At 72.1% G+C, this 26,590-nt stretch carries 25 protein-coding genes; 14 read left to right on the forward strand and 11 right to left on the reverse strand.

Annotated features, from left to right (window positions below):
• Positions 1 to 33: 33 nt before the first annotated feature.
• The 7 genes from ACLQ26_RS20480 to ACLQ26_RS20510 are packed head-to-tail and all read right to left on the reverse strand — an operon-like array spanning position 34 to position 6,869.
• Entirely contained in the window at positions 34 to 1,329 is a 1,296-nt protein-coding gene (locus ACLQ26_RS20480) for a vanadium-dependent haloperoxidase (RefSeq protein ID WP_425745955.1), read from the reverse strand.
• On the reverse strand, positions 1,326 to 2,390 hold the full coding sequence (locus ACLQ26_RS20485; protein WP_425745956.1) for an aldo/keto reductase: 1,065 nt from the start codon (positions 2,388 to 2,390) through the stop codon (positions 1,326 to 1,328). Before ACLQ26_RS20485 ends, ACLQ26_RS20480 begins: the two co-directional genes overlap by 4 nt.
• Before the next feature lie 21 nt (positions 2,391 to 2,411).
• Positions 2,412 to 3,743, reverse strand: coding sequence for an LLM class flavin-dependent oxidoreductase (locus ACLQ26_RS20490; RefSeq protein WP_425745957.1), 1,332 nt, complete (start codon positions 3,741 to 3,743; stop codon positions 2,412 to 2,414).
• A gap of 2 nt (positions 3,744 to 3,745) precedes the next feature.
• Positions 3,746 to 4,483: an ABC transporter ATP-binding protein gene (locus ACLQ26_RS20495; protein WP_425745958.1), complete on the reverse strand. Its 738-nt coding sequence runs from the start codon at positions 4,481 to 4,483 to the stop codon at positions 3,746 to 3,748.
• Positions 4,459 to 5,295, reverse strand: a complete 837-nt coding sequence (locus tag ACLQ26_RS20500) for an ABC transporter permease (protein WP_425745959.1) — start codon at positions 5,293 to 5,295, stop codon at positions 4,459 to 4,461. The genes ACLQ26_RS20495 and ACLQ26_RS20500 overlap by 25 nt, the downstream gene beginning before the upstream one ends.
• Entirely contained in the window at positions 5,292 to 6,356 is a 1,065-nt protein-coding gene (locus tag ACLQ26_RS20505; protein ID WP_425745960.1) for an ABC transporter substrate-binding protein, read from the reverse strand. Before ACLQ26_RS20505 ends, ACLQ26_RS20500 begins: the two co-directional genes overlap by 4 nt.
• Positions 6,357 to 6,869: a flavin reductase family protein gene (locus ACLQ26_RS20510; RefSeq protein WP_425745961.1), complete on the reverse strand. Its 513-nt coding sequence runs from the start codon at positions 6,867 to 6,869 to the stop codon at positions 6,357 to 6,359.
• A 428-nt stretch (positions 6,870 to 7,297) separates the two neighbouring features.
• Here ACLQ26_RS20510 and ACLQ26_RS20515 point away from each other — a divergent pair, with 428 nt between their 5' ends.
• Entirely contained in the window at positions 7,298 to 8,344 is a 1,047-nt protein-coding gene (locus tag ACLQ26_RS20515) for a hypothetical protein (protein WP_425745962.1), read from the forward strand.
• 48 nt (positions 8,345 to 8,392) lie between these two features.
• Here ACLQ26_RS20515 and ACLQ26_RS20520 read toward each other — a convergent pair whose 3' ends face one another.
• Positions 8,393 to 9,253: an oxygenase MpaB family protein gene (locus ACLQ26_RS20520; protein WP_425745963.1), complete on the reverse strand. Its 861-nt coding sequence runs from the start codon at positions 9,251 to 9,253 to the stop codon at positions 8,393 to 8,395.
• A gap of 78 nt (positions 9,254 to 9,331) precedes the next feature.
• Here ACLQ26_RS20520 and ACLQ26_RS20525 point away from each other — a divergent pair, with 78 nt between their 5' ends.
• Positions 9,332 to 10,009, forward strand: coding sequence for a uridylate kinase (locus ACLQ26_RS20525; RefSeq protein WP_425746054.1), 678 nt, complete (start codon positions 9,332 to 9,334; stop codon positions 10,007 to 10,009).
• Positions 10,010 to 10,223: 214 nt separating this feature from the next.
• Here the strand turns inward: ACLQ26_RS20525 and ACLQ26_RS20530 are convergent, their stop codons facing one another.
• Positions 10,224 to 11,276 carry an SMP-30/gluconolactonase/LRE family protein gene (locus ACLQ26_RS20530; protein ID WP_425745964.1) on the reverse strand — a complete coding sequence of 351 codons (1,053 nt, stop codon included), beginning with the start codon at positions 11,274 to 11,276 and terminating at the stop codon, positions 10,224 to 10,226.
• Between the two features lie 97 nt (positions 11,277 to 11,373).
• Positions 11,374 to 12,888 carry a family 43 glycosylhydrolase gene (locus tag ACLQ26_RS20535; RefSeq protein WP_425745965.1) on the reverse strand — a complete coding sequence of 505 codons (1,515 nt, stop codon included), beginning with the start codon at positions 12,886 to 12,888 and terminating at the stop codon, positions 11,374 to 11,376.
• Positions 12,889 to 13,174: 286 nt separating this feature from the next.
• Between ACLQ26_RS20535 and ACLQ26_RS20540 the strand changes: the two genes are divergently transcribed.
• Together ACLQ26_RS20540 and ACLQ26_RS20545 are read left to right on the forward strand one after the other, a co-directional pair.
• The gene (locus tag ACLQ26_RS20540; protein ID WP_425745966.1) at positions 13,175 to 13,888 is read left to right on the forward strand and encodes an alpha/beta fold hydrolase; all 714 of its coding nucleotides are present in this window, start codon (positions 13,175 to 13,177) and stop codon (positions 13,886 to 13,888) included.
• Positions 13,889 to 13,931: 43 nt separating this feature from the next.
• On the forward strand, positions 13,932 to 14,120 hold the full coding sequence (locus tag ACLQ26_RS20545) for a hypothetical protein (RefSeq protein WP_425745967.1): 189 nt from the start codon (positions 13,932 to 13,934) through the stop codon (positions 14,118 to 14,120).
• Here ACLQ26_RS20545 and ACLQ26_RS20550 read toward each other — a convergent pair whose 3' ends face one another.
• A complete protein-coding gene (locus ACLQ26_RS20550; RefSeq protein WP_425745968.1) occupies positions 14,121 to 15,470 on the reverse strand; it encodes a PLP-dependent aminotransferase family protein in 1,350 nt (449 codons plus the stop codon).
• A 569-nt stretch (positions 15,471 to 16,039) separates the two neighbouring features.
• Between ACLQ26_RS20550 and ACLQ26_RS20555 the strand changes: the two genes are divergently transcribed.
• The 10 genes from ACLQ26_RS20555 to ACLQ26_RS20600 all read left to right on the forward strand — a co-directional run bounded on the left by ACLQ26_RS20555 (position 16,040) and on the right by ACLQ26_RS20600 (position 26,589).
• On the forward strand, positions 16,040 to 17,338 hold the full coding sequence (locus tag ACLQ26_RS20555) for an anthranilate synthase component I family protein (RefSeq protein WP_425745969.1): 1,299 nt from the start codon (positions 16,040 to 16,042) through the stop codon (positions 17,336 to 17,338).
• Complete coding sequence (locus tag ACLQ26_RS20560) at positions 17,335 to 17,928, forward strand: anthranilate synthase component II (RefSeq protein ID WP_425745970.1); 594 nt, start codon at positions 17,335 to 17,337, stop codon at positions 17,926 to 17,928. Before ACLQ26_RS20555 ends, ACLQ26_RS20560 begins: the two co-directional genes overlap by 4 nt.
• Positions 17,925 to 18,635, forward strand: coding sequence for an SDR family NAD(P)-dependent oxidoreductase (locus ACLQ26_RS20565; protein WP_425745971.1), 711 nt, complete (start codon positions 17,925 to 17,927; stop codon positions 18,633 to 18,635). The genes ACLQ26_RS20560 and ACLQ26_RS20565 overlap by 4 nt, the downstream gene beginning before the upstream one ends.
• A 64-nt stretch (positions 18,636 to 18,699) precedes the next feature.
• The gene (locus ACLQ26_RS20570) at positions 18,700 to 20,124 is read left to right on the forward strand and encodes a phenylacetate--CoA ligase family protein (protein ID WP_425745972.1); all 1,425 of its coding nucleotides are present in this window, start codon (positions 18,700 to 18,702) and stop codon (positions 20,122 to 20,124) included.
• Entirely contained in the window at positions 20,108 to 20,758 is a 651-nt protein-coding gene (locus ACLQ26_RS20575; protein ID WP_425745973.1) for a prephenate dehydratase, read from the forward strand. The genes ACLQ26_RS20570 and ACLQ26_RS20575 overlap by 17 nt, the downstream gene beginning before the upstream one ends.
• A 33-nt stretch (positions 20,759 to 20,791) precedes the next feature.
• Entirely contained in the window at positions 20,792 to 22,081 is a 1,290-nt protein-coding gene (locus ACLQ26_RS20580) for an amidohydrolase family protein (RefSeq protein WP_425745974.1), read from the forward strand.
• A complete protein-coding gene (locus ACLQ26_RS20585; RefSeq protein WP_425745975.1) occupies positions 22,081 to 23,370 on the forward strand; it encodes an MFS transporter in 1,290 nt (429 codons plus the stop codon). The genes ACLQ26_RS20580 and ACLQ26_RS20585 overlap by 1 nt, the downstream gene beginning before the upstream one ends.
• A complete protein-coding gene (locus tag ACLQ26_RS20590; RefSeq protein ID WP_425745976.1) occupies positions 23,367 to 24,146 on the forward strand; it encodes a B3/B4 domain-containing protein in 780 nt (259 codons plus the stop codon). The genes ACLQ26_RS20585 and ACLQ26_RS20590 overlap by 4 nt, the downstream gene beginning before the upstream one ends.
• Positions 24,143 to 25,378, forward strand: coding sequence for an ATP-grasp domain-containing protein (locus ACLQ26_RS20595; RefSeq protein WP_425745977.1), 1,236 nt, complete (start codon positions 24,143 to 24,145; stop codon positions 25,376 to 25,378). Before ACLQ26_RS20590 ends, ACLQ26_RS20595 begins: the two co-directional genes overlap by 4 nt.
• Positions 25,369 to 26,589: an MFS transporter gene (locus ACLQ26_RS20600; protein ID WP_425745978.1), complete on the forward strand. Its 1,221-nt coding sequence runs from the start codon at positions 25,369 to 25,371 to the stop codon at positions 26,587 to 26,589. The genes ACLQ26_RS20595 and ACLQ26_RS20600 overlap by 10 nt, the downstream gene beginning before the upstream one ends.
• The last annotated feature ends 1 nt before the right edge of the window (position 26,590 follow it).

Genomic DNA, 26,590 nt, shown 5'->3' on the forward strand with positions numbered 1-26,590 from the left:
GGCGGCGACGTGCCGCCCCGCCGGTGAGCAGGGTCAGGCGAACAGCCGGGCCGCGGTGCGGACGGTGTGCGCGGCGACGTCCCGGCCGAGCCGGACGCCGGCCTCATCGGCCGTACGGGTGTGGATGCCCGACCACACGCGGGCGTCGACGTTCTCCTGCGTGGGCCGATGCCAGTCGGTGTAGGTGCGGGTGACGCCGGGTTGGGTGGGGCTGGAGATGGTGTACGCCACCCGTGCCCGCGCCCCGGTCAGGGCGGTGAGCACCCCCTCGGCGGCCCCGGCGTAGGTGTTGTGCCCGCTGGGGTAGTCCGGATGCGCGGGGGTGTCGTGCAGCGGCGTCCAGCCGGGGTCGCCGTCGGCCCGGATCGCGGTGACCGGCCGCCAGCGCAGGTAGGCGTACTTGGTGTCGGAGGTCGCGATCTGGGTGTCGACGAGGGCGACGTGGAAGACGGCCACGAGAGCCGCCCGCCCGGCGGTCGACCGGGTGGACTGGGCGAGCGCGGCGCGCAGGATGCCTGTGTAGAGGGTCAGCGAGGAGCCGAGCCAGAACGTCGCCGTGTCGGTCTGCCGTGGCGTGCGTACGGTGCTGTCGGCCGCGCCGTAGGCCCGGACCTCGGCGATGTCGGCGCGGTAGCGCGCCGATCCCAGCGTCGGCGGCGGCCCGAGGCGGTACCGGTCCGTGCGGTCGAGCAGGAACGGCGTGGCGAACCGGTTTCCGGCCTGTTGGGCGGCCGTGAAGCTCGGTGGGGTGGGCTGCCAGATCCCCGGTGCGGCCGGGGGAGCGGGGTAGGGCGTGTTGACGGAGGCGGGGTCGAGCCCGTCGCCGGACCGCTCGGCGACCAGCGAGAGGGCTTCGCGCTGGCCGGCGGCGTGCCCACGGTCCTTGGCGCGGCCGTCGGGGATCCGGTCGAGCGTGGTGCGCAGCGCCGCGTCGAGCGTGGGCGTGGCGTCCGGGATCAGGGCGCTCAGGGCGGTGTGCACGGCGGACGCCAGCGCGGCGTCCTGGTAGGCAGGCGAGGCGGGCGCGGTGCGGACCGCGCGGGCCGCGGCGAGCCAGCTGATCGCCCACGCGCGGTTGTTCGTCACCTGCGGTCGGGTGCCGGTCGCGACGGCGGTAGCGGTGACGTCGTACCACTCGATTGTGGTGTCGATCGCGGCGGTGGCGGCGGTGGCCGGCGCGGCGAGGGAGATGCCGGCGGTCAGCGCGGCGACGGCGATCCCGGCCGCGCCGCGGCGCCAGCCGTTGCGGGTGAGCAGGGCCATGGTGGGGGTTTTCCTCTCGAAGGTTCGGTGCGGGGTCGGCGTGGTTTGTGCCGGTCCGTCGCTCACGGGGTCACCCGGGCCTGCGGCGTCGACAATCCGCCGCGACGGCGGTACGCCGGGTCGGTGAGCGCGGGCGGTTGGTAGCCGGCGTCGGCCGGGTTGAGCGTGGTGCCGGGCGCGACGATGGCGTCGATGCGGTCCAGCACGTCCGCGGACAGCGTCACCTTCGTGGCGCCGAGCTGGGACTCCAGGTGCGCCAGGGTGCGGGGCCCGATGATCGCCGACGTGACCGCCGGGTGCTCCAGGACGAACGCGATCGCCAGGTGGATCAGGGACAGCCCCGCCTCGTCGGCGAGGGCTGCCAGCTTCTCGACGGCGACCAGCTTGGCCGCGTTTGCCGGCAGTCGCGGATCGAACCGGGCCGGGAGCCGGTCGGCCCGGCGGGAGATCGGGGCGTCGAGCCCCGCGTGGTAGCGACCCGACAGCCAGCCACCGGCCAGTGGGCTCCACGGGATCACCGCCAGCCCGTGGCGCTGGGCCACGGGCAGGACCTCGCGTTCCACACCACGGGCCAGGATCGAGTACGGGGGCTGTTCGCTCACCACCCGCTCCCGGCCGCATCGCTGCGCGATCCACTGGCCCTCCACGATGGCCGACGGCTCGAACGTGGAGGTGCCGAGGTAGCGGATCTTGCCCTGACGCACGAGGTCGGTGAGGGCGCCGAGCGTCTCGTCGAAGTCCGTGCCCGGCTCCGGGCGGTGCGCCTGGTACAGGTCGATCCAGTCGGTACGCAGGCGGCGCAGGCTGTTGTCCACCGCGCGGACGATCCAGCGGCGGGAGTTGCCCCGATGCTGCGGATTGTCGCCGACCTGGCCGTGGAACTTGGTGGCGAGGAAGACGTCCTCGCGTCGCCCACCGGCGAGCGCCTTGCCCACGATCTCCTCCGACTCGCCGTCGGAGTAGACGTCCGCGGTGTCGATCGAGGTGATGCCCTCGTCGAGTGCCCGGTGGATGATCCGGATGCTGTCCTCGTGGTCCGGGTTGCCCCGTTGACCGAAGTTCATCGCGCCCAGTGTGAGCGCGCTGACGCGTACGCCGGTGTGCCCGAAGGGCCTGTGGTCCACCATCGGTCGTCCTCTCCAGGGAATTCAGCGGGCGGTCGCGGCGAGTTGCCGCGCGTGCTGGTTGGCCGGGCGGGGCAGGCCGTAGTGATCCCGCAGGGTCGTGCCGGTGTACTCGGTACGGAACAGCCCTCGCCGTTGCAGGAGGGGCACGACGTGGTCGACGAAGACCTCCAGCCCGGACGGCAGCACCGGCGGCATGATGTTGAAGCCGTCCGCCGCGCCGGCGCGGTACCACTCCTCGATGGCGTCGGCGACCTGCTCGGGAGTGCCGGCGAAGGTGCGGTGACCGCGCCCGCCGCCGAGCCGACCGATCAACTGGCGTACGGTCAGCCGCTCCCGCCGGGCCAGGGTGACGATCAGCGTGTACCGGCTCTTCGCGCCCTCGATCTCGTCCTCGCTGGGCAGGTCGGCGGGGAGTTCCCTGTCCAGGTCGAGGTCCTCCGGCGTGACCCGCAGGGTGGTGGCGAGCTGCTGCCGGGCGTACTCGGGTTTGATCAGCCGGTCCAGCTCGTCCTCCAGCGCGCGGGCCTCCGCCTCGGTGGACCCGATCGCCGGCACGATGCCGGGCAGGATCTTGATGGTCTGCGGATCGCGGCCCGCCTGGGCGGCGCGTTGCTTGAGGTCGCGGTAGAAGGTCTGCGCCTCGGCGAGGGTCTGCTGGGCGGTGAAGACGGCCTCGGCGTAGCGGGCGGCCAACCCCTTGCCGTCCTCGGACGACCCGGCCTGCACCAGCAGCGGGTAGCCCTGCGGTGAGCGGGGGACGTTGAGCGCGCCGGCGACCCGGAAGTGCCGTCCCACGTGCTCCGGCGGATAGAGCAGGTCGTCGTCGCCCCACCGCCCGGCCTCCTTGTCACCGAGCGGCGCGCGGTCGTCCCAGCTGTCCCAGAGCTTGCGCGACACCTCGATGAACTCGGCCGCCCGCTCGTACCGCTCCCGGTGGGCGGGCAGCGCGTCCAGGTTGAAGTTGCGGGCCGCCTGTTCACCGGCCGTGGTGACGATGTTCCAGCCGGCCCGGCCGCCGCTGACGTGGTCCAGCGATGCGAACCGGCGGGCCAGGTTGAACGGCTCGTTGTACGTCGTCGAGGCGGTCGCGATCAACCCGATGTGGCTGGTCGCGCCGGCCAGGGCGGTGAGCAGCACTGTCGGTTCGAGGGTGCCGCCCGGCCGCCGGCCGATGCTGTTCCACAGCACCGGGCTGTCGGCGAGGAAGAGCGAGTCGAGTTTGCCGCGCTCGGCGATGCGGGCCAGGCGCGTGAAGTGCGTGACGTCGGTCTGCGCGAACGGATCGCTCTGCGGCAGCCGCCAGGCCGCCTCGTGGTGGCCGACACCCATCAGGAACGCGTTGAGGTGCAGCATGGTCATCCTTCCGTCGGGTCGACGCCGAGCGCCCGCAACAGGGACTCCCGGTAGGCGAGGAACTGCGGCTGCCGGTGCGAGCGCGGCGTCGGCAGGTCGATGGCGAGGTCGATCGCGATGCGGCCCGCGTCGAGCAGCAGCACCCGGTCGGCGAGCGTGACGGCCTCGTCGACGTCGTGCGTGACGAGCAGCACCGCAGGCCGGTGTCGGGTGCACAGCTCGCGCAGCAGGCCGTGCATGCGCAGCCGGGTCAGCGCGTCCAGCGCGCCGAACGGTTCGTCGGCGAGCAGCAGCTCCGGCTCGGACACCAGGGCCCGGGCCAGTGCCACCCGCTGCTGCTCGCCACCGGAGAGCTCGCTGGGCCAGGCCCGTTCGCGGCCGGCGAGCCCGACCTCGGCGAGGGCCGCGCGGCCGCGACCGGGTGCGTCCGGCCCGCGCAGGCCGAGGACGACGTTGTCCAGGACGCGCTGCCACGGCAGCAGCCGGGCGTCCTGGAAGACGACCGAGGAGTTCTCCGGTACGTCGACGACACCCGCACCGGTCCGGTCGTCGTCCAGGCCGGCGAGGGCCCGCAGCAGCGTGCTCTTGCCCGAGCCGCTGCGCCCCAGCAGCGCCACGAACTCCCCGGCGCCGATCTCCACGTCGAGGTCGTTCAGCACGGTCCGGTCGCCGAAGCCCCGGACCAGCCCCTGCACCCGTACCGGACGGGTCCCGGTCAGTCCGCCAGCGTGCGTCGCCACGACAGCGTCCTCCTCTGCACGAGTCGGACGAGACCGTCGGACAGCAGCCCGAGCAGCCCGTACAGGACGAGCCCGACGATGATCACGTCGGTCTGGCCGTACTGGCGGGCCAGGTCCATCATGTAGCCGATGCCGCTTGTCGAGTTGATCTGCTCGACCACCACGAGGGCCAACCAGGCGCCCACGACCGCGAACCGCATGCCGAGCAGGAAGCCGGGGAGCGCGCCGGGCAACACGATGCGGCGCAGGAAGACGGCCCGCGACAGGCGCAGCGAGTCGCCCAGCTCGACGTAGCGGCTGTCGATGCTGCGCAGCCCGTTGTGGGTGTGGATGTAGACGGGCACCAGCACGCCGAGCATGATCGTGGTGACCTTCATCTGCTCACCGATGCCGAGCCAGAGGATGAGCAGCGGCACCAGCGCGAGGGCCGGGATGGCCCGCTTGATCTGGATCGGGCCGTCGAGGATCGCCTCACCCCACCTGCTCAGACCCGCGACCAGGGCCAGCAGCGTGCCGATCACGGTGCCGAAGACCAGGCCGAGCACGGCCCGCTGGGCCGACACGGCGAGGTTGTCCTGCAGGCGGCCGTCCGCGATGAGGTCACCGGCAGTCGTCACCACGGTCCACGGGGCCGAGAAGGTACGCGGGTCGAGCCAGCCGGTCGCCGAGCCGGCCGTCCATCCGGCCAGCAACAGCAGCGGGCCGAGCGCCGCCCCGAACGGAATGGGGCGGCCCGGCCTGAGCCGGCGCCTCGGCTTGCGCGTGGGGGTGGCCGTCGTGGTGTGGGGTCGGGTGAGCAGGGAGGCGGTCATCGGGCGCCTCCGGGGGCGAGCGCCTCGGCGGCGACGGACTCGTACCGCCTGTCGTACAGGTCCCCGGCCCGCAGTGGCTTGTTGCCTGTCTCCTTCGCCAGCAGGTCGATCGTCTCCTGGTGCCGGGCGACGGCCTCGGTCCAGGTCGTCGGGATGTCGGCCACGCCAGCGTTCTCCACCAACCACCTGCCGTCGTCGGCGGTGAGGCCCTGGTCCTTGACGTAGTACCGCTCGATCCACTCGTCCGGGTTGGCCTCCCGCCACCGCCAGGCCCGTGCCCACGCCCCCACGTACTCCCGGATCGCGGCGGCCTTCGCCGGGTCGGCGAGCACGGTGACAGGTGCATACAGGTGACCGGGGTCGTCGCGCAGGCCGTGCGGGATCGTGGTGGCGCCGTCGCGGGTGTACTTCGCCGCGTACCGCCGGATCTGCACACCGCCGAGGGGCGCGACCTCGACCTGGCGGCTGGCGAGCGCCGTCGCGTATGTGTCGTCGGTGCTGGGCAGCTCGACGAGCTTGACGTCCCGCTTGCTCAACCCGGCCTGGTGCAGGACCCGCAGCACCAGCGCGCCCTGCGCCTGCCCGGGGCTGTACGCGATCTTCTTGCCGCGGATGTCGGCGAGCGTGGTGACGGCGACCCCGGGGGCGACGCCCAGCCGGTAGATGGCGTGGTTCAGCGGGTCCTGGCGAAACTTGGAGGCGACGATCTTCGTGGGTATGCCGGTCCAGTGGGAGTGGATCGGTGGGATGTCCGCGACGGCCCCGATGTCCAGGGCCTTCGCACGGAACGCCTCCAGGGTCTGCGGACCGCCGCTGATGTTGGCGAACTCCACCTGGAACGTGAACTTCTCCACCTCGCCGGAGAACTCCAGTGCCTTCTGGTGTTCCTTGTCGCCCACGACCAGCTTCGTGCCCTTCGGCACGGATTCCGGTAGCGGCGCGCCGGCGGCCAGCGCGGCCTTCGGCGTCTCCTCGCCGGCGCAGGCGGTCAGGCCCAGCGCGACGGCGCCGAGGGTGGCCGACAGGAACGCGCGGCGATCGACATGGCGTGACGACTTCACTTACGACTCCTTCGTGGACGGTTGCAGGGCGGCGTACCGCCCCATGTGGTAGAGCAGCGGGGCGCCGTCGCCGTGACCACTGGTCACCGGTTCGGCCAGCACGATCGCGTGGTCCCCGGCGAGCACCCGCTCGGTCACCCGGCACAGCAGCCAGGCGACCGGCTGGTCGAGCAGTGGCACCCCGTACGGGCCGGGCCGCCAGCCGGAGTGCGCGGCGAAGCGGTCGATGCCGCTGGTGGCGAACGTGCGCGCGACCTCCTGCTGGCCGGCGCCGAGCAGGTGCACCGCGACGTGCTCCGCGCCCGCGACGGTGGGCCAACTCGACGACGACCGGGCGAGGCAGAACGACACAAGTGGCGGGCGCAGGGACACCGACGTGAACGACGTGGCGGTAAACCCGACCGGCGGGTCTCCCGCAGCGGTGATCACCGTGACCGATGCGGCCTGCCGGCGCAGCAGGGTACGGAAGGTGTCCGGATCGATGGTGGTGGCTGGTTCGGCGGTGACGGTCATGACGGTCCTCCTGGGCGGGAACGACCAGGGCGCGCGCCGTCCCCGGGCAGGCGGGGACCCGGCGCGGCGTCGAGCGGCCGTTGATGGGGTCGCGGACACGCTGCGGCTCGTCGTCGAGGCGACGGCGTGGCGACAGGGAGAAGTCAGGAACGCGTGGTCAGCGGCAGCAGCCGCGCGCGGTGGTCCAGCCACGGCAACATCCCCGGGACACCGCCACCGCGGTGCCGTCGAGGGGATTCAGCTGGCTGATCACGGCTCTCACGCTAACCAACTATTCCTACTGGGTAAATAGGATTTCAGACCCTGGGACGAACACGGAACCCGATCCGAGGGCGCCACCGCCCGCCTTCGGCGGGTCAACCGTTCCCACCCGCGGCTGCTTTACTGTGCTCGGCTAGGCACGGGCGGGACGGTCGACGGGGCGTCAGATGGATCTGATCTTCGGCAGCATCGAGCGTGCCTTCGATCTGCTCCGACGACGCGTCCCCTGGCTCGCGCTGCTGATCGCGGTCCTCGGCTGGCTGACGGCGACGGCCGCCTTCACCTGGCTGACCCGGTTCGACTCGAACGGCACGGCCTCGCTGGCCGTGCAGTGGTCGTCGGTAGCCTTCGTCGGCCTGCCCCCACTCCTGCTGCTGCTGATCGTCGGCAACCGCGGCATCGCCGGCGTACCTCCGGTGGCCTGGCCGCTCGGCTTCGCGTCCACGGTGGTGGCCAGCGCCCTGATCGGCGTCACCTACGCCGGCAGCGGCCACGACGGCGGGTACGGCTGGGTGGTCTCGCTGTGGAGCTTCCTGTACGCCCAGCTGTTCGTCGTCATCGTCGCCAGTGTCGACGAACTGGTGCGGCGGCGACGGTACGGCCCGGGCGGCTACCGGCACCCCGGCGACGAACGTCGCACCCGCCGTCGCCTGCTCCAGGTGAAGATGCTGATCGCGGCGGTCAGCCTGGTGACGGTCCTCGTCGGCCTCGGGGCGGACGGTTTCCTGAACCGACTCGGCGAAGCCGGCGATCTCCAGCTCGGCGGCTCCGGCACCCCGGTGGCCCGCATCGCCATCCTGCTCGTTCCGCTGCTCCTGCTGGCCCTGTTCGTCCGGCACCCCTGGACGGCCCGGGTGGCCGCCCTCGCCGCAGCGCTCACCGTCGGGCTCGCCCTGATCGCGCTCCCCGCGCGACAGCGTGCCGACACCGCCCTCCAGTACGGGTGGCTGGTCTGCACGGTCCTCTACCTGCTGCTCAAGGCCGCCAACCGGGAGTACTGGCCGGCGTGGCCGCCCTCGGCGTACGCCCCTGGAGCGTCCGCCCTCCCGGGGCCGTCGAGGTCGACCGGAGGCGCACCACAGGTGCCGCCTGTCGTCCCCCCGTGGACCGCGCGGCAGGCCGCCGGCAACCAGAGCGCCGACGTGGTCTGGATCGTGGTCTCCGTCCTGGTCTACATCGTGGCCTGCTGCGGTGGCGGCTTCTTCCAGGGATGACGGTCTCGGTCTCGGCGGAAGGCGCTCGCATCGGTCTACCGTTGCCCGCTATTCGGGGGCGCGATCGTGGTGCGGGCCTAGTTGGCTGATCTCGTACCCGTCGGGGTAGCTCCTGGCGCTGATGCCCTCGGCGAACAGCGGGGTCATGCGCGGCGATCCGCACCACCGTTGCAGCCGCGAGCGCGTCCTCAGCGCCGCGTGCAGGCCGGCCCGGACCGGCCACGGCGGCGTGTCGACCCGCGTCGCGCGTCGCAGCGGCGCGTCGTACATGGCGCTGACCAGCGCGTTTCCCAGGGGCGAGAGCAGCCGGGGGAGCCGGGTGAGCATCAGCATGCGGGTGGCCCGCTCGATGGCCGCCGCCTCGTCGTTGGGTTGGAGGTGCGCCGCGTCGTGGGCGTCGAACCAGGTCTCGAACTCGGCGTACGACCCGGGGATGTCAGTGATGCCCATCCGTCGGCCGAGCTCCCGGTAGAACAGGTACGTCGCCTGCCGCTCGTGGCAGCAGGGCGGACGCCAGCCGTACGTCTGCAACCACCGCATCGGGATCACCACCAGGCAGCCGAGGACGTAGCGGAAGTCGTCGTTGCCGATGTCGTACGGGCGGTGGATCTGGTTGACGCGCCGCAGCGCGTCGCGGCCACGGGGTTTGTCGAAGCCGTTGAGCACCATCTCGTACATCAGCAGGCCGGTGTCGTCGATACGCTTCTGCGTGCGGTCGGTCAGCTCGCCGGTGGCGGTGTGCACGGCGGCGATGGCGGGGATGGAGAAGGACCTGTTGAAGGCGAGGTTGAGCCCGAGCTTCATGTCCCACGGGAACTCGTGGCGCAGCATGGTCTGGTAGATGTCCAGGTAGTCGCGCTGCGGGTCCAGTGTGCGGATCCGCGTGAGGTTGTCGTAGCGGCCTCTCATCGGCGGGCTTCTCCAGACATCGGCACGGAACGTGAGTCTAAACTCACTCCGGTGCGCAGCGCGGATGAGCGGGGTGGCATGGCACATGGCACCCGGGGCGAGATGCTCGGCCGCCTGGCCGGCGCGGTCGGAGCCGTCGCCGTCGCACACCCGACGCGGGTCGCCATCGACGGACCACCCGCCGCCGGCAAGACCACACTCGCCGACGAACTGGCCGGCATCCTGCGCGACCTGGGCCGTCACGTCATCCGTGCCACGATCGACGACTTCCTCTTCCCCCGGGCGCAGCGCTATCCGCGCGGCGAGTACTCGGCCGAAGGCTGCTACTTCGACGCCCACGACCACGGGTCGCTGAATCGGGTTCTGCTGGACCCGCTCGGCCCGGGCGGAGACCGACGCTTCCAACCCGCCGTCTACGACCACACCGCGGACGCCGTGGTGTCCCCGCCGGTCACGACCGCCCCGGCCGACGCGGTGCTGCTCTTCGACGGCGTCTTCCTCATGCGCCCGGAGCTGATCGATCGGTGGGACCTGCGTGTCTTCGTGTCGACCGCGCTCGACGCGACAGTGGATCGTGCCGTCCTCCGCGAGCGTCGGGTGCCGTCCCGGGTCGAGGTCGAACGGCGCTGGCGTGAGCGCTACATCCCCGCGCAGCAGCTCTACAACGCGATGGTCCGTCCGACCGAGAACGTCGACATCATCGTACGCAACGACGACCCCCAGCGGCCGGTCTGGGAGACCGGTCCGGCCCGGTGACGTGGCGAAGAATGGCTCCCAGCCGTCGCGTTGCGGCCTGAGCCGTGGCGATGTGCTGGTGAGCGGTATACCTCAGAGGTATGAATATGACTCTGAGGTATACCGCTCACGGCCTCGTCCGCCCCCACGGAGGTGACCGACTGTCACCGTCGCGCCCGGCTGCGCCCACCGCCCGCGCCAGGCGATTCCTCGTCACCCTGTCTGGCTGATGTCCTCAGTACGGATAGCCCGGGACGTTGAGCCGCACGCTGTACAGGCCGGAGTCGCCCCACGGACCCGAGGTGATGTAGAGCGTCTGCCGGTCGGGCCCGCCGAAGGCCACGTTCGTCGTACCGGAGAAGCCGGGCCGGATCGTGCCGAGCTGGGCGCCCGTGGGGGAGTAGACGTGGACCAGGGAGTCCCCGCCCGCGGCCCAGTACACGTTGCCGGCGCAGTCGATCGTCACACCGTCCGGACCGCCGATGTAGTTCACGAAGACGCTGCGCGCGCCGATGCTGCCGTCGGGCTGGACGACGTACTTGTAGATCTTGTTCTCGGAGTAGGCGCCCACGTACAGCGTGGCGCCGTCCGGCGAGAGCGCGATGCCGTTGGGCTGGCGCAGCTGGTTGTCCACAAGGGATACCTGGCCGTTGGAGACCCGGAAGACGCTGGTACGCCCGTTCATCTGGTCCGGTCGGTTGCCGCGCTGGAAGTTGGGGTCGGTGAAGTAGGTGACGCCATCGGATCGGACCGCGACGTCGTTGGGCGAGTTGAACGCCCGGCCCTGGTAGTTCGCCGCGACGGTGCTGCGGCTGCGGTCGCTCAACCGGTACGCGGACACGCTCCGCTGGTCGTGGGTCGCCGCGATGATCTGCTGGCCGTCGGCGCTGAGCGCCAGACCGTTGCTGCCGGCGTTGGCGATGAACGTGTCGAAGGTCGACGGCGGGGTGAACCGGCGGATCGTGGACGGCTGGACGTTGTAGGGCCCGGTGCCGTTGGCCATGTCGGAGAAGAGCAGGTAGCCACCGTCGGCGACCCAGACGGGCCCTTCGAGGAAGTTGAATCCACTCCGGATCTTCGTCGCGGTCAGGGAGCCCGACGGCAGCGGCGAGCCGTAAACGGCTCCCGTCGGGCAGGCGCCGGGCGGTGTGCCGGGCGGGCCGGCGAGCGCGGCGGCGGCCGTGGTGTGAGCGCTCACAGGACCGGCGGCGGCACCGGCGGGCAGCGGGGCGGCGGCGGTCGCGAGACACAGACCGGCCAGTACGGCAATGGTGGGTCGCCAGGTCATCGGGTGCTCCAATCGGCGTCGGCGGGTCGCGATGACCGGCGGCCGACGGTGTCGGGGTAGGGGACGGACCGACCACGTGCCGGTCCGCGATGGGCGGCTATTCCAGGTGGAAGGTGGCGGAGGCACGCTCGACGCTCGTACCGACCGCTTCCAGATAGAGCAGACCGTCGCGGTGGCGCACGTACCGGCCCGGATAGTTCTGCGACTCCAGGGAGAGCCCCGTGCTGTCGGCCAGGCCCGCTCGGCGCTGGAAGCTCGCGTCGCTGGAGAAGACCGACGAGCCGTCGTTGCGCGCGATCGACAGGGCGAAGCCGTAGTGACGCAGGTAGTAGCCCGGGAAGTTCGTCGACTCCAGCGACACCGATCCTGCGCCGGCGAGGCCGCCGACGATGCGGAACTGGGAGTCGGCGAGGTTGGCGACGTTCGGCTCGACCCGGGCCCGGTAGTCGTAGTGCCGGATGTAGCTGGTGGCCAGGTCGTGCGACCGCAGTCGGACCGGGGTTGCCCCGTCGGGCACCGGGATGCCGAAGTTGGGGCTGCCGTCGGCGTTCCAGTACAGCTTCTGCAGCCTGGTCCGCCGGTTCGGGTCGTTGAGCGGGTCACCGCTGATGTCGCGGTAGTTGCGGTCGTGGTAGACGAGGATGTCGCTCTGCCCGTCCTCGGAGACGGTGAACGAGTTGTGGCCGGGGCCGTACTGGCCGGTGGCCGCGTTGGTGGTGAACACCGGGTTGGGGCTCTTGCTCCAGGCGGCGGCGTCGAGCAGGTTCGCGTTGGCGGAGGCGCTCAACATCCCGAGGCAGTAGTTGGCGTCCGTCGCGCTGGCCGAGTAGGTCAGGAAGAGACGGCCCCCGCGCTGGATCACGGCGGGCCCCTCGGCGACCCGGTAGCCGCGGGTCTCCCAGTCGTACGTCGGCACGACGAGCCGGGTCACCGTGCCGGTGATCTGCCACGGGTTGGCACCCATCCGGGCGAGGTAGACGTTCGAGTTGGTGGAGATGCCCGGCTCCTGCTGCGCCCAGGTCAGGTAGCGCACCCCGTTGGCCACGAAGGTCGAGGCGTCCAGGCTGAAGGTGTCCCAGGGTGTCGTGATCCGGCCACGTTCGGTCCAGGAACCGGTAAGCGGGTTGGCGTTGGCGTTCTCCAGCACGTACATCCGGATGCGCCACACGTCGTCGGTCCGGCCCGCCGCGAAGTAGACGTACCACCTGTTGTTTATGAAGTGGATCTCCGGCGCCCAGATGTGGGCGCCCATCTCTCCGCTGGTGTGCCGGGTCCAGATCGTCGTCTCCGCCGCCGTCGCCAACCCCTGCAGGGTGGTCGCCCGACGCAGCACGATCCGGTCGTACTGCGGCACTGTCGCGGTCAGGTAGTAGTAGCCGTCGGTGTGCCGGAAGATGTGCGGGTCGGCCCGCTGGTTCGCCAGCGGGTTGCTGTAGGTGACGGCGGGCGCGGCCTGCGCGGGCCCGGCCATCGGCAGGCCCGCCGCCACGGCGAACACCATCAGCGCCGCCGCCAGGGCCGCTCGTGGGCCTCGGGAGCCTCCGCGACCGGTACGCCAGGCGCCGGCGGGTCGACGGGTGGCCGCCTCGGTGCGGTGGAGTCGCAGCGGCATCTGTCCTCCGTGACGTCTGTGCGCGAGAGTCGACCGGCCGCGGGAGCGGCGATCGACCCGCGGCACCCGCTGGGAAGCAGCGCCCGCGGGTCGGGATTATGACGAGGGCGTTGCGCCCAGGTAACGGCCCTAAGTGTTGGCGCTAACATCGACGAGTGTCAAGATGTTCCGGACGCCGAGGGGCGCCCGCGGTGGGACCTGACGTTTCGCGGCCACGGAACGGGTAATCAGCCCCGTCGGCGCGGCCGGCGGATGAACACTGTCACGGAGCAAGGGAGTGCGTGTCATGCCCGATCCGGAGCCCACCATCGTCCTCGTGCACGGCGCGTTCGCCGACTCGTCGAGTTGGAACGGCGTGATCGAGCGGTTGGGCGCCGCGTACAACGTGGTGGCCGCCGCCAACCCACTGCGCAGTGTCGCGGGCGACGCCGCGTACGTGCGGGATGTGGCTCGCGGGACCGGCGGCCCCGTCGTTCTCGTCGGTCATTCCTACGGCGGCATGGTCATCACGCAGGCCGCGGCGGGCGAGACCTCGGTGCGGGCCCTCGTGTACGTCAACGCCTTCGCCCCGGACACCGGTGAGTCGGGGTTGTCGCTGTCCGGGAAGTTCCCCGGCAGCACGCTCGCCGACACCCTGGTGCAGTATCCGCTGTCGTCCGGCGGCAACGAGATGGCGATCGGCCAGGACGCCTATCACGGGCAGTTCGCCGCGGACTCGTCGGCCGACGTCGCCGCGCTGATGGCCCGGACCCAGCGGCCGATCACCGAGCAGGCCCTGGGCGACGGGCTCACCGGCGACCCTGCCTGGCGATCCCTGCCGAGCTGGTTCGTCTTCGGCGACGCCGACAAGAACATCCCGGCGGCCGCGCACCGGTTCATGGCCGAGCGGGCCGCCCCGCGCGGCCAGCGCGAGGTCGTCGGCGGCTCGCATGCGATGACGGTGGCCCGGCCGGGAGAGGTCGCCGAGTCGATCATCGAGGCGGTCCGGGCCACCAGCTGACGCGACGCCAGCGGGCGGGCAGGCCCCGCGTAGCCTGGCGATCATGGGGGACTGGACGGTTCGGCAGGCGTCGGCGGCGGACGTCGAGGCCGTGGCCGAGCTGCGGGCCGTGGTGCTGCGGGGCAGCCCGGCACGGCGGTTCTACGAGCGGCACGGCTTCACCGTCGAGACCGAGGATCCGATCGACGTGTTCATGGTGCGCGAGCCGACCCCGGCCGGGCGCGACGACTGATCAACCACCGCGGCCGGTCGTCTCCCGGTACGCCGCCGCGATCCCGCTCAGGCCCCGGACCAGCTCGGGGCCGCGTACCCCGGAGTAGCCGACGACCAGCGCCGGCGGCCTGTCGTCCGCGCGCAGGGCGTAGAAGCGGCCACCGCGGACCAGTACCGACCGACGGCGGGCCGCCTGCACCAACGGCTCCTCGGCGCACCGCGCGGGCAGCACCAGGTACGCCTGGAGCCCGCCGTGCTGGCCGAGGACGCTGACGTCGGGCAGGTGGCGGGCGACGAACTGCTGAACCGCCTGACGGCGTTTCTGGACGTCGGCGCCGAGGCGGCGCAGGTGCCTGTCGAAGGCGCCGGTGTCGATCAGCCGGGCGAAGGCGAGTTGCTCCAGTCCGGAGCAGCCGATGTCCCAGCCGGCGCGGACCCGCTCCACGCCCGCGGTGAGGTCGGGTGGTGTGGCCAGCCAGCCGAGGCGCAGCGCCGGGGCGAGGACCTTGCTGGCGCTGCCGGCGTAGACGACCCGGTCCGGTGCGAGGCTCTGTAGCGCCGGCATCCGCTGCGCCGGGCCGACGAGGGCGGCGTCGAAGTCGTCCTCGATGAGGTAGCCGTCCACCTCCTCGGCCCAGGCGACGAGGTGCGCCCGGCGCTGTGCGCTGAGCGTGGCTCCGGTCGGGAACTGGCTCGCCGGGGTGACGAGCGCGGCGCGGACCCCGCTCGCGGCCAGCGCGTCGACCCGGATGCCGTCGCCGTCAACCGGGATGCCCACCGGACGCAGTCCGGCCTCGGCGACGAACTCCCACTCGCCAGGGTGCCCCGGGTCCTCCACCCCCAGGGTGTCGTGGCCCCGGTCGCGGAGCTCTCGGCAGAGCAGCGCGAGCCCCTGCGCGAAACCTGAAGTGATCATGAGGTGTTCGGGTCGGGTACGTACGCCACGTACCCGGCCGAGGTAGCCGGCGAGGGTGTGCCGGACGACCGGCAGGCCCGACGGTGGGGCGTAGCCCAGCTCGCGGCGGCCGGCCGAGGTGACCACCGCGCTCACCGCTCGGATCCAGTCCTGGCGGGGGAAGGTGGAGTCGTGCAGGCCGCCGGTGCGCAGGTCGCAGACGGGTGCGGCGGGCGTGCGGTCGTCAGGGGTGAGCGCGGAGCCGACATCGGTACGTGCCGCGGCGGCCACGGACGTGCCCGAGCCGTGCTGGGAGACGAGGTAGCCCTCGGCGCAGAGCTGTTCGTACGCCTCGACGACCACACTGCGGGACACCCCGAGATCGGCGGCGAGCTGCCGGCTCGACGGCACGCGGGTGCCGGGACGCAGCGCCCCCTCCTCGATCTGCGTACGGAATGCGTTACGGAGCTGCACCGCAAGCGTTTCACGTGATTGAGCGTCAATTGACAGGCTTAGATTCAGGGACAAGTGGTCCGCTCCGAGATAGTCGAAGTGGTATGGACAGCATGATCCGTGCCTGTGGAAAGTGTTGGCCGGGCGCGCAACCACTCACTGACCGGCGAATCAGGGCGTACGTTCCGAGAATGTCCAATGCGGACGTCTCCACTGCCGGTGTCAGCGTGGTCGTGCGAGTCCTTCGTCTGGGGGGAAGGGTCCGACCTGCCGCGTCGTCGGCGGGGTCCGCGCCAACGATGGCGCGGAAATCGGGCTGTTCAGAGGGGGTTCCGCAAGTGTCCCTATTGTCAACCGAGCTCGTCACGTGGCCCATCAGGTCGCATTCGGTGGCGGCCACCCGTACACCATTGGCCGACTCAATTCCCATCGAGGTGACATCTCTCACACTGCCGTCGGTCGATCCATTGTCGCTCTATACGGCACTCGCGGAAAGTTGCGCTGACAACGATCTGTATCTCTTCGAAAGTCTGGACGGTCCCGCTCAGGACCGTTATGCCGCAGCCGTCGGCTGGGGCCTTCTCGCCGAGGTGCGGTTCATCGCCGACCGGCTGGAGGTGACCGCCGACGGCGCGCTCGGCGACGCCCTGGCCGCCGTCCTGACCGCCGTCCTGGGCGAGCCGGTCCGGCACCTCGGCACCCAGCGGGTCTGGCCGGTCGCCGGGCCACCCGAGGTCTGGGCCGCCGTCCGGGCCGTGCAGCGGGCGTTCGCGGTACGCACCACAGTCCCCGCCGACAGCTTCGCCTTCGGGTTCCTCACCACCCTCGCGTACGAGGCCGCGCGGGACATGGACGAGCTCTCCGTCGACCGGGTGGTCGACGACATCCCCCGCTGCACCCTCGCGCTGTTCCGGCACACCGTCTGGTGGGATCTGCGGGCCGGCACGGTGCGCCAGCTCTCCGCCAGCGGCCCGCACCTGCCAACGGAGGACGGTGCGCTCAGGCTGCCGGAGTTGCCGGTCACTGATCCGGAGATCCCGGCCGCCCCGCCGCCCAGCCTCGTCCGGGACACCGTCGACGAGGAGACGTTCGCCGCCCGGGTGAAGCAGTGCCTGCGCCACATCGAGGTCGGGGACAGCTACCAGATCCAGATCGGCCACCGGATCGACGTGGAGACCACGCTCACGCCGCTGGAGGTCTACCGGCGGCTGCGCCACCGCAACCCGTCGCCGTACATGTACCTGACCCCGTGGGCCGGCCGGACCGTCATCGGGGCCAGCCCGGAACTGTTCCTGCGCATCGAACAGGGCCGGCTGTTGATGCGGCCGATCGCCGGAACCGCGCCCCGGGCCGCCGATCCGGAGACCGACCGTCGGCGGGTGGCCGAGCTGGCGGCCAGCGAGAAGGAACGCGCCGAGCACGTCATGCTCGTCGACCTGTGCCGCAACGACATCGGCCGGGTCTGCGTGCCCGGCACCCTCAGTGTCGACGCCATGTTCGACGTCGAGCCGTTCGCGTACGTGCACCACCTGGTCTCCACAGTCTCCGGCCAGCTCGCCGACGACGCCGACGTGTGGGCGGCGATCTGCGCCACCTTCCCGGCCGGCACCATGACCGGCGCGCCGAAGCTGCGGGCGATGGAGATCATCGACGGCCTGGAGGACGAGCCCCGGGGCGTCTACGCGGGCGCCGTCGGGCTGGTGGACGTCCGCGGGTACGCGGTCCTCGCGCTCTGCATCCGCACCGCCGTGCACGACGGCCGCCGCTACCGCACCCAGGCGTCCGCCGGTGTGGTGGCCGACTCCACACCCGGTGACGAGTGGCGGGAGACGCTGGCCAAGATGAGCGCCACCTACTGGGCTCTCACCGGTGCGGAGCTGCTGTCGTGAAGGTCCTGCTCGTCGACGCGTACGACAGCTTCACCCACATCATCGACCAGTACCTGCGGACGCTCGGCGCGCGGACCACTGTGGTCCGCTCCCGGACGCGGACCAGCGACGAGCTCGCGGCCCTGCGGCCGGACGCGGTGGTGCTCGGCCCGGGGCCGGGTCATCCCGCCGAGTCCGGGCACGTGGAGCTGGTGCGCGCCTTCGCCGGCCAGGTCCCGCTGCTCGGCGTCTGCCTCGGCCACCAGGCCATCGGTCTCGCCTACGGCGGGACGATCGCGGTCGCCAAGCACCTGATGCACGGCAAGACAAGCGTCGTCACGCACGACGGTCGGGGGGTCTTCGACGGCGCGCCAGCCCCGCTCACCGTGACCCGCTACCACTCGCTCATCGTCGCGGACCCGGCGCCACTGGCCCTGCACGTCACCGCGCGGTCGTCCGACGACGGCTACGTGATGGGGGTACGACACCGGGCCCTCGCGGTCGAGGGGGTGCAGTTCCACCCGGAGAGTGTGCTCACCGAGGACGGGCTGCGGCTGTTCGACAACTTCCTGCGCGGCGCGTCGGCGGCGCTGACGGCGGGAGCGTCATGACCGACCGGTCGGCGCCCCTCGCCGTGGTGACAGGCGCGGCGGGCGGCATCGGGCGTGCGGTGACGGCGGCCCTGACCGCGTCCGGGCACCGGGTGCTCGGCGTGGACGTCGACCCGGCCGGGGATCCGACGGCGTACGCCTCGCTCGTCGCCGACGTGGCCGTGCCGGAGCAGGTGGAGCAGCTCTTCGCGGGCGTCCGCGAGCGGTACGGGCTGCCCACGGTGCTGGTGAACAACGCAGGCGTCTACCACGCCCGAGCGTTCCTCGACTACGACCCGAAGACGTACGCGCAGGTGTTCGACGTCAACGTGGGCGCGGCCTTCTTCTGCACGCAGGCGTTCGCCCGCGCCCTGATCAGCGCCGATCGGCCGGGCACGGTGGTGAACGTCGCCTCGATCAGCGGCCAGTCCGGCAGCCCGGACGCGGCGTACGGGGCGTCGAAGGGCGCGTGCATCGCGCTCACCCACAGCCTCGGCCGGGCGCTCGCCGAGCACCGGATCCGGGTCAACGCGGTCGCTCCCGGCCTGGTCGAGACGCCGATGGCCGCCCGGATCCCGGCACCGCGTCGAGACGACTACCGGGCCCGGATCCCCGTCGGCCGGTTCGGCACACCTGCCGAGATCGCCGCGGCCGTCGCCTGGCTCGCCGACCCGGCCAGCAGCTACGTCACCGCCACGGTGCTGGACGTCAACGGCGGCCTGCACTGACGTCGCGGCACCGCCCGCCCACCGATTCGCACCGCAGCGGCGCACCCTGGAGAGGATCCCGACCATGTGGCTTCCGACCACCGGACCGGCGGCTGACTTCGCCGTCGACTACCTGGCCCTGCACAAGTCCTTCTACGACCGCACCCTCACTCCCGCCGACCTGGACGCCTGGCGGGAACGCCAACTGCGCACGGTGCTCGACCAGGTGAGTACCGGCTCGCCGTTCTACGCCCGACACCTGGCCGACGTCGACCTCGCCACGATCACCCCGGCGACCCTCGACCGGCTGCCCTTCACGACGAAGACGCACCTGCGCGAGGAGATGCTCGACGTGCTCAGCCGGCCGCTGGCCGACGGGGTCTTCTTCTACGAGACGACGGGCACGACGGGCCGCGCGACCCCGTGCCCGCGCGACGGCCGGGAGGTGGTGGCCAGCAACGCCCACGTCACCGAGTCCTGGGCGTCGATCTTCCGTCACCACTTCGGCGACCACGCGCCGCGGATCGGGCTGATGGGTCCGACCGAGGTGCACTCGTTCGGCGACACCCTCGGTGACATCGCCCGCAACGTCGGCTCGCTCAACGCGAAGATCTGGCCGTACTCGCCGGTGATCGGCTTCGCCAAGGCATTGCAGCTCATGAAGGACCTGGAGCTGGAGGTCGTCTGCTGCACGCCGGGCGTGGCCATGATGCTCGCCAAGGCGGCCGAGCACTACGGCTATCGGCTGCGCGAGGACTTCTCCGTCAAGCTGCTCTTCGTCACCGGCGAGATGTGTACCCCGGCGCTGGCCCGCAACCTGGAGTCCGTCTGGGGCGCGGACGTCTACAACATCCTGTACGGCTCGCAGGAGGCGTTCGTCATCGCCACCGCCTGCCGCAACAAGCGGATGCACCTCTCCCAGACCAACTACCTGATCGAGGTGGTGGACCCGGAGACGGGCGCGTCGCACGGCCCGCGCGGCAGCGGGGAACTCACCGTCACCATGCTTGTCGACGGGATGAAGCCGCTCGTTCGCTACCGTACCGGCGACGCGGTGATCGTCGAGGCGTCCGACTGCGACTGCGAGATGGCCGGCGACCTCGTACAGATCGTCGGCCGCACCCTGGACCGCATCGAGCTGGGCGGGCGGCGCTTCACCGCCGGCCAGATCGAGATGGCGGTCCTCTCCGGGGTCACCGGCTCGGGCGGCTACCAGGTGGTGATCGACCACGACCCGGCCGTCGGCGGTGACCGGCTGACCGTCCGCCTGGAACTGCTCAAGGAACTTGTCGACGACCCCGCCGGGGTGAGCGACGGCGTCCGGGAGCGGGCCGCCGCCGCGCTCGGCGTACCCGTCGAGGTGGAGCTGACCGACGGGCTCGACCCGATCGTCAGCACCGGCGCCTTCGTGAGCTGGAAGGCCGCCCGGATCGTCGACCGACGGGTCGAGGCCGACCACGAGACCCAGGTGGCGCAGCGGATGGCGGGCAACCGTGGCTACACCACCTGAGACCGTCGCCGACGAGCGGGTGCCGGCGCTGCCCGGGCCGCTCGCCGAGGCGTACGGGCGGCGCTGGCGCAGCGTGGTGGACGGCTGGGCGAGCCGGCCCGGCACCACGCTGGCCACGCTCGGCCCGCCCGGAACGTCCAGCCACCTGACCGCCGTGTTCCTCGCCGAGCGGCACGGGCTGCGCGTCGAGTTGTCCGACACCTTCGACGCGGTGCTCGCGGCGCTCGTGGACCGGCGGGTCGACCAGGCCCTCGTGCCGAGCGCCTATCAGGGGCTCACCCGCTTCCACTGGCACCGCGACCTGCGGTTGGAGGCCTACTTCGCGCAGGCCACCCCGGAGTACGGCATCGCGGCCCACCCGGCCCGCGAGCCGGACCTGTCCGGTGGCCAGCTCGCCGTGGCAGCCCTCTGGGAGGTGCGGCGGATCTTCACCGACCTCGCGCCACCGGGCCTGCGGGACCGGGAGGTCCGGTGGGTCGACGCCGACTCCACCCAGCACGCCGCCGAGATCCTCGCGGCAGGCGGCGCCGACCTCGCCGTGACAAACGCGCCCGGGGTCGACGGCCACGGCCTGCGGTGGGTGGCCCGCCGCCCGGGCGCCGAGATCGTGTGGACCCTGTTCGGCCGCCGCTGACACCAGACACCGAGAGAACCGGAGAGACACCCCGTGTCCCGACGAATGCTGCTGCACCGCGCCACTGTCCAGGAAGGACTGGGGGTGCACTCCCGACCGCACCACAGCGTGCTGCTCGACGGCGAGCGCATCGTGGCCGTCCTGCCCGAGGCGCAGGCGCCCCTGCACGACCCGGACATCGACGTCCTGGACCTCGACGGCCGGACGGTCATGCCGGGCATGACGCTCGGCCACACCCACATCGCGTACCTGAACGTGCTCGACGGCCGGGAGATGCTCTTCAAGTACACGATCCCGGAGGTCACCCTCGGCGCCGCCGCCAACGCGGCGGCGATGCTGCGGCTGGGCTACACCGCGTTCGTCGGCGCCGGCTCGGTCTCCGGCATCGACATGGCGCTGCGCCGGGCGATCGACGCCGGGCAGCTACCCGGTCCGCGCATCACCCCGTGCAGCCGGGACCTGATGGTGTCCGGCCCGCCGGAGCGCCGCAACCCGGCGGTCAAGCAACGCATCCCGAGCGACCTCATGCGGCTGGCCGACACCCCGGAAGAGCTGATCGAGTACGTCGACACCGAGGTCAAACAGGGCGCGGAGATCATCAAGGTCTTCTCCACAGGCGACGACACGTTCCCCAACGGGCGCTCGCACGAGCTGCTGTTCACGGCCGAGGAGCTGGTGATCGCGGCGCGGGCGGCACACGAGCGGGGAGTCCGGATCCGGGCCCACTCGCGCGGGCTGGGTGGCATCCGCAACGCCATCGCCGCCGGGGTCGACGTGATCGACCACGCCACGTACGCCGACGACGCGGCCCTGGAGGCGATCGCCGAGCGGGGCATCTTCGTGGTGCCGAGCCTGCACCAGCCGTACCGGCTGCTCACCACCGGCACCCAGCACGGCAAGACCCCGGAGTACCTGGAGACGCTCGAGTTCCAGGCCGAGGTGGAGAACACCCTGCGCATCCTGCCGCTGATGGTGGACATGGGCATCCCCATCGTGGCGGGTGACGACTTCGGGTTCGCGTGGACCCCGCACGGCCGCTACGCCGAGGAGCTGGAGACGTACGTGACGATGGCCGGCATCCCGGCGCCTGTGGTGCTGACCTGGGCCACCGCCAACGGCGCGCGGCTGGCCGGGCGCGGCGACGAGGCGGGCACGGTGCAGCCGGGCCGGCTGGCCGACCTGGTGGTCACCGACGGCGACCCGGCCGAGGACATCACGGTGCTGGGCCGGCCGGACGCGATCGAGCTGGTGCTGCTGGGCGGCCGGGTGGTCGCCGGGGACGCCGTCCGCTACCGCGCCGCACAGCCGGCGGGGGTGGCGTGATGCGGCGGTCCGTGCCTGTCGTCCCGCTGCTCGCCGTCGGGGCGTTCGCCATCGGCACCGACACCTTCGTCGTCGCGGGGGTCCTACCCGAGGTGGCCCGTACGCTGCGGGTGAGCGTCGCCTCGGCCGGCTGGGTGAGCACCGTCTTCGCCCTCGCGTACGCCCTCGCCGCCCCGGTGCTCGGCGCGCTGACCGGCCGGGTTGCGCGGCGTACCGTGCTGGTGGTCTCGCTTGTCGGGTTCACAGTGGGCAACGTCGCCTCCGCGCTCGCGCCGGACCTGCCGCTGCTGCTGCTGGCCCGCGTCCTCACGGCGGTCAGCGCGGCGCTCTACGTGCCGGCCGCCACCGCGTCGGCGGCCGCCTCGGCGCCACCCGAGCGGCGTGGCCGGGCCATGGCGGTGGTGCTCGGCGGCCTCTCCGCGGCCACAGTGGTCGGGGTGCCGTTCGGCACCTGGCTCGCCGCCGACCTGCAGTGGCGGGCCACCTTCTGGCTGCTCGCCGCCCTCGGCGCCTTCTGCGCGCTGGCGGTGCTCGTCGGCCTGCCGAGGCTGGCGCTGCCGCCCGGCCCGTCGCTTGCCGCCCGGCTCGCCCCGGCGCGGGAGGGCCGCGTCGGGTTGGCGGTGCTCACCACCGCGCTGTTCATGACCGGCGGCTACCTCGCCCTGACGTACGTCGGGGCGCTGCTCGCGCCGGCCACCGACGGCGACGGAACCCTGCTCGCGGTGCTGCTGCTGGTCTTCGGTGTGCCGGCGGTCGCCGGGACGGTGCTCGGCGGGCGGGCCACCGACCGGTGGGGTGGCCTGCCGGTGCTCGTGGTCGCGATCACCGGGCTCGCCCTGGTGCTTGTCACGCTGCCGCTGACCCGGCAGGCGCTGCTGCCGGCCGCGCTCGCCATGGCGGCGTGGGGCATCACCGCGATGGCCACGCAGCCGGCCCAGCAGCACCGGCTCTTCAGTGTCGCGCCGACCTCCGGGCCGCTGCTGCTGTCCCTCAACTCCTCGGCCACGTTCGTGGGCATCGCCCTCGGCGGCTTCCTGGGCAACCGGCTGCTGCGCCACGGCGGCGCGGACGCCCTCGACCTGCTCGGGCCGGTCGGCGCCGCGCTCTGCGTGCTGGCGGTGGGCACCACACTGCTCGGCGCGCGGGCCCGTGCCGACAGTCGCGACGACAGGCCGGCGACCGCCGGATTGGCCTCACCGGATCACCCCGGATTGGCCACACCCGGTGGTCGTCGCGCTGCGTACGGTCGGACCGACAATCGGACCCGAACCTCACGAGGATCACGATGACCCAGCTCAGCGACGGTGCGGACACCCTCACCGTCCGCATCGACGACCGGGTGCTGACCGCAGTGCCGGACTACGTGCTCGGCGTGCTCGCCGTGCCGGCGGTCGAGGTCGGCCCGGCGCCTCCCACCGTGTCGGCGCTGCTGACCGCCGCCGAGGACGCGCTGCACGCGGCCGGCCTGGACAAGGCGGGGGTGGCCGAGTTGCCGGGCATCGCCGCGTGGCGGGAGGCGTACCGGACGGTCGGGGTGAACCCGAACCGGTTCCCCTGCGCCGCCGAGTCGATCGCCCGGCGGGTCGCCAAGGGCGACCGGCTGCCCCGGATCAACGCCCTGGTCGACCTCTGCAACGCCGTCTCGCTCGACGCGGCGCTGCCGGTGGCCTCGTGCGCGGTCGACGGCATCACCGACCTGGTCGTCCGCCCGGCCGACGGCACCGAGACGTTCCTGCCCCTCGGCGTGCCCGACGCGCCCGAGCGGCCCGAACCGGGCGAGGTCGTCTACGCCGACGCGGACGGGCGAGCCCACTCCCGACGCTGGAACTGGCGGCAGGGGCACCTGGTCCGCACCGACGCGGGCCGGCACCGGCTGCTGCTCACCGTCGAGTCGGCCCACCCCGGCGGGCGCGCGGAGGTGGTCGACGCGCTGGCCCGGCTCGCCGCCGCCCTGGACGACCTGTCCGACGGCGCACGGCAGGAGGCGGTGCTCGACGGCGCGACGACAAGCGCCGTCCTGCGCACCGCGGGCCCGGTCGGCAGCGACAGTGGGAGCCGATCGTGAACCGCGCGATCCTGGTCATCTACCGACCGGCGGCCGGCCGGTACGCGGCCCAGTTCCGCAGCGTGGTGGCCGCCGCCGCCGAGCGGGGCGTGGCCACCGTGGCGCTGCTGCCGACCGGGCAGCCGGCCGCCGAGGCCGCCGACCTGCCCTGCTACCACGCCGACCTCGACGACACCGCTGCCGTCCGTTCGGTCGTCGCGACGATCGTCGCCACGCACCCGGTGCGGCGCATCTTCCCGCTCTTCGAGGGTGACGTGCTGACCGCCGCGTACTGCCGGCGCGACCACGGCATCGAGGGGCTCGACCCGGAGGAGGCCCTGACCTTCCGGGACAAGAACGTGATGCACCGCCGGGCCGTCGAGCTGGGCGTGCCGGTGGCCCGCTCGTGTCGCCCCGAGACGGTCGGGGCGGTCGCCGAGTTCGCCGCCGAGGTGGGCTGGCCGGTGGTGATCAAGCCGTACGCCGGCTGGGCCTGCGGCGACACCCACCGGGTGGACTCCGCCGAGGACCTGGCCCGGGTGTGGCCGCTGATCGCCGACGACAGGCACGACTACCGGGTGGAGGAGTACGTCCGGGGCGCCGAGTACCACGTCGACTCCCTGCTGCGCGACGGCGAGGTCGTCTTCGAGCAGCTCTCCCGCTACACGTACTCCGTCCTGGAGTTCCGCGACGAGCCCGGCGGCACGGTCTCCCGCAAGCACGACCTGACCTCGGCGGAGCGGCGCATCCTGGCCGCCAGCGCCACGGTCCTGCGCGGCTTCGGGATGCGTACTGGCGTGGCGCACGTGGAGTTCTTCCTCCGCGACGACGGCGAGGTGGTCTTCGGCGAGGCGGCCGCACGGGCCGGCGGCGGCTCGATCGTCCCCGCCATCCAGGCCGGCCGGGGTATCAACGTGGCGGGGGAGTGGTGCCGCCTGGAACTGGACCCGCAGCACGTGCCGGCGACCACCCTCGGCCCGGAGATCGGCACCGAATACCTCTGCTCCGACAGGTACGGCCGGATCACCGCGATCACCACTGCCGACGAGCTGCGGGCGCTCGACTCGGTGCGCGACGCGGACGTGTGGAAGTCCGTGGGCGACGTGCTCGCCGTGCCGACCGCCTCCAACGACGTGCTCGGCTGGTACGTCTGCGAGGGCCGGGACTTCGACGACGTCCGCGCCCGGTTCAAGGTCATCCGGGACTCCTTCGAGGTGCGTACCGAGCCGGTGGGGGAGCCGTCATGTGGCTGACCCGGTTCCGGGCCCTGCCGCGTCCGCTGCGGATGCTTGTCTACGCCTCGTTCATCAACCGGGCCGGCATGTTCGTGTTCCCGCTGCTCGCGGTCTACCTCGTGCAGAGCCGGCACCTCAGCACCGGCGAGGCGGGGGTGCTGATCTCCGTGGGCAGCACCGGACTGCTCGCCGGCAGCCTGCTCAGCGGCCCGATCTGCGCCCGCGCCGGCCGACGCGCCGCGCTGGTGTCGAGCCTGCTGCTCAACGCGGTCGGTTACCTGGGTCTCGCCCTGCTCGACGGCCCCACCTGGACGTACGCGGCGCTGCTCTTCGTCGCGCTGGTCGGGATGGGAATGTTCTCCCCGGCCGCGAACACGCTTATCGCCGACCTGACCGAGCCCGGTGAGCGGCCCTTCGCGTACACGGTCAGCTATCTCGCCAACAACCTCGGCATGGGGGTGGGTCCGCTGCTCGGCGGGTTCGCGGCGGCGTTCTCCTACCAGCTGATGTTCGCCGGGAACATCCTGCTCGGGCTGCTCGCGGCGGCCACCATCTGGCTCTTCGTGCCGGCGGACACCAGGCGTGCCCCGACGGCGTCGACGACAGCGAGCACCGGCCGTGCCGGACTGCTGCGCGACATCGACGTGGCGGTGCTGGTGCTCGTCTCGTTCTGCTACGTCGCGCCGCTGATCGGCCTGGAGTACACGCTGCCCCTCGCGGTCACCACAGTCCTGCACTCGTCGGTGGCGCTGGTCGGCGCGGTCTACACCATCAACAGCGTCGTCGTGGTCAGCGCCAGCCTGCTGATCGAGAAGCGGATCAAGGCGTACTCGACCCGGGTCCTGCTGATCGTGGCGGGCCTGCTCTGGTCGACCGGGATGGCCGTCCTGGTGTTCGCGTTCTCGCTGCCCGCCGTGCTGCTCTCCACAGTGGTCTGGACCCTCGGCGAGATCATCGCGTCGGTGGTGGTGCCCACCTACATCGCCGACCACGTGGCGGAGCACCGCGTCAGCGGCTTCATGGCCCTGAACGCCTTCGTGCTCAGCTCCGCCCGGCTCGTCGTGCCGATGGGTCTCGGCTTCGTCTGGCAGACCCAGGGACACCACCCCGTCCTCCTGCTGCTCCTGCTGACCCCGGTGGTCGGCATGGTCGCGTTCGCAGTGCTGCGGATCCGACCGGCCGTCCGGCCCGCGCCGGCACTCGCCGAACCGGCCACCGCAAGTCCCTGAC

This window comes from Micromonospora sp. DT43 (assembly GCF_049841645.1).
In the GTDB taxonomy this organism is placed as follows: Bacteria; Actinomycetota; Actinomycetes; order Mycobacteriales; family Micromonosporaceae; genus Micromonospora.

Bases quoted from the DNA above. Each gene is read 5' to 3' on its own strand.
- ACLQ26_RS20485 (WP_425745956.1), bottom strand. From the start codon at position 2,390: ATGGTGGACCACAGGCCCTTCGGGCACACCGGCGTACGCGTCAGCGCG.
- ACLQ26_RS20490 (WP_425745957.1), bottom strand. From the start codon at position 3,743: ATGCTGCACCTCAACGCGTTCCTGATGGGTGTCGGCCACCACGAGGCG.
- ACLQ26_RS20500 (WP_425745959.1), bottom strand. From the start codon at position 5,295: ATGACCGCCTCCCTGCTCACCCGACCCCACACCACGACGGCCACCCCC.
- ACLQ26_RS20510 (WP_425745961.1), bottom strand. From the start codon at position 6,869: ATGACCGTCACCGCCGAACCAGCCACCACCATCGATCCGGACACCTTC.
- ACLQ26_RS20515 (WP_425745962.1), top strand. From the start codon at position 7,298: ATGGATCTGATCTTCGGCAGCATCGAGCGTGCCTTCGATCTGCTCCGA.
- ACLQ26_RS20520 (WP_425745963.1), bottom strand. From the start codon at position 9,253: ATGAGAGGCCGCTACGACAACCTCACGCGGATCCGCACACTGGACCCG.
- ACLQ26_RS20525 (WP_425746054.1), top strand. From the start codon at position 9,332: ATGGCACATGGCACCCGGGGCGAGATGCTCGGCCGCCTGGCCGGCGCG.
- ACLQ26_RS20530 (WP_425745964.1), bottom strand. From the start codon at position 11,276: ATGACCTGGCGACCCACCATTGCCGTACTGGCCGGTCTGTGTCTCGCG.
- ACLQ26_RS20535 (WP_425745965.1), bottom strand. From the start codon at position 12,888: ATGCCGCTGCGACTCCACCGCACCGAGGCGGCCACCCGTCGACCCGCC.
- ACLQ26_RS20540 (WP_425745966.1), top strand. From the start codon at position 13,175: ATGCCCGATCCGGAGCCCACCATCGTCCTCGTGCACGGCGCGTTCGCC.
- ACLQ26_RS20545 (WP_425745967.1), top strand. From the start codon at position 13,932: ATGGGGGACTGGACGGTTCGGCAGGCGTCGGCGGCGGACGTCGAGGCC.
- ACLQ26_RS20565 (WP_425745971.1), top strand. From the start codon at position 17,925: ATGACCGACCGGTCGGCGCCCCTCGCCGTGGTGACAGGCGCGGCGGGC.
- ACLQ26_RS20570 (WP_425745972.1), top strand. From the start codon at position 18,700: ATGTGGCTTCCGACCACCGGACCGGCGGCTGACTTCGCCGTCGACTAC.
- ACLQ26_RS20585 (WP_425745975.1), top strand. From the start codon at position 22,081: ATGCGGCGGTCCGTGCCTGTCGTCCCGCTGCTCGCCGTCGGGGCGTTC.
- ACLQ26_RS20590 (WP_425745976.1), top strand. From the start codon at position 23,367: ATGACCCAGCTCAGCGACGGTGCGGACACCCTCACCGTCCGCATCGAC.
- ACLQ26_RS20600 (WP_425745978.1), top strand. From the start codon at position 25,369: ATGTGGCTGACCCGGTTCCGGGCCCTGCCGCGTCCGCTGCGGATGCTT.